Source organism: Kitasatospora sp. NPDC032150, from assembly GCF_055579945.1.
On the sequence record NZ_JBVIMH010000108.1, the window covers coordinates 1 to 1,515 of the forward strand.

Sequence of the window (1,515 nt, forward strand, 5' to 3'; positions counted from 1 at the left end):
TCGGAAGTTGTCAAGTCAAATGAGACGGTTTGACACTATATGGACTGTTGTGCGGGCACTGTCTCCGGCTTGGGCTGGTTGATCCAGACCTTCTGGGGTATCTCGGGCGGCTTCGGGCGTCGGGCGAAGCGTTCGGGGTGGCGTGCGTAGGCCTCGGTGAGGGTGACGGCTCGCTGCTCGCGGACCAGATCGGCGGTGCCGAAGTGCACGGAGGCGGGGGTGTGCAGGCCGATGCCCGAGTGCCGGTGTTCGTGGTTGTAGTAAGTGAAGAAGCCCTCGCACCATTCGCGGGCGTGGGTAAGGGAGTTGAAGTATTCCGGGAAGTCGGTGGAGTACTTGATGGTCTTGAACTGGCTTTCACTGTACGGGTTGTCGTTGGAGACCTTCGGCCGGGAGTGGCTTCGGGTCACACCGAGGTCGATCAGCAGCTGGGAGACGGCCTTGGAGGTCATCGAGGTGCCCCGGTCGGCGTGCACGGTCTCCGGCACGATGCCGTTGCGTTCGATGGTCTCGCGGATCAGCTCCTCGGCGCGGTGGGAGTCCTCGGCGGCCTCGACGGTCCAGCCGCAGATGTAGCGGCTGTAGATGTCGATGATCGCGTAAAGGTGGTACCACTCGCCCTTGTTGGGGCCGCGAAGCTTGGTGATGTCCCAGGTCAGGACCTGGCAGGGGGCAGTGGCCAGCAGCTGGGGCACGGTCTTGGCGGGATGGGTGGCCTGCCTGCGGCGTTCTCCGGATTGCCCGGCGGCGTTGAGGATGCGGTACATGGTGCGCTCGGAGCACCAGTAGGTGCCGGCGTCCAGCTCCCGCGCCCAGACCTGGGCGGGCGGCAGGTCGACGTACTCGGGCCGGTTCAGCAGGTCCAGCACCGCCGCCCGTTCGGACGGGCTCAGCGCGGAGGGCGGGGACGGTCGTGGCTTGCGCTCGGCGGCCCGGGACGGTTTCAGCCTGCGGTAGTGGGTAGCCCGCGAGCGTCCGATCAGGCGGCATGCCGAGGTGGTGCCGAGTTCGGGTTCCAGGCCCGCGAACGCCTCGTCCAGGACCGGCGCGAGGGCGCGGTTCAGTCCGCGCTCTCGGAGAGCATCTCCAAGAGCGCATGTGCTTTTCCCAGAACAGCCAGGGCTGCGTCGCGCTTGGCGACGTCCTGTTCCAGGCGGGCGACCTTCTTGCGCAGCCGTTCCAGCTCGGCCTGTTCGGCGGCCTTCTTCGGGCGAGCGGGCGAGGTCCGCTTGTCGGTCAGCGTGACCGTCGCCCCGGCGTCGCGGGCCTGGCGCCACTCGATGATGTGTGAGTGGTACAGCCGCTCGCGGCGCAGGATCGCGCCCTTCTCGCCGGTGGGCGCGGCGTCGTACTCGGCGACGATCCGCAGTTTGTACTCTGGCGAGAACGTCCGCCGCTTCGGCTTCGGCGCCGGGTCGGGATTGGTGGTGCTGGCCATGCTGAAGGGATCTCCTGTCTCGCCCATCCAGACTAACCCGACATTCCGGGCGTCTCAGTCGAGACTGTCAGAGAGGG

Annotated in this window: 2 protein-coding genes; both read right to left on the bottom strand. The window is 67.0% G+C overall.

Annotation, left to right across the window (positions count from 1 at the left end):
• Positions 1-35 precede the first annotated feature (35 nt).
• Positions 36-1,064, bottom strand: a complete 1,029-nt coding sequence (locus ACZ5ON_RS36020; protein ID WP_167395897.1) for an IS3 family transposase — start codon at positions 1,062-1,064, stop codon at positions 36-38.
• Positions 1,061-1,438 (bottom strand): transposase, encoded by a 378-nt coding sequence (locus tag ACZ5ON_RS36025; RefSeq protein WP_072655939.1) that lies wholly within the window; start codon positions 1,436-1,438, stop codon positions 1,061-1,063. The genes ACZ5ON_RS36020 and ACZ5ON_RS36025 overlap by 4 nt, the downstream gene beginning before the upstream one ends.
• Between the last annotated feature and the right edge of the window lie 77 nt (positions 1,439-1,515).

Bases quoted from the DNA above. Each gene is read 5' to 3' on its own strand.
- ACZ5ON_RS36025 (WP_072655939.1), bottom strand. From the start codon at position 1,438: ATGGCCAGCACCACCAATCCCGACCCGGCGCCGAAGCCGAAGCGGCGG.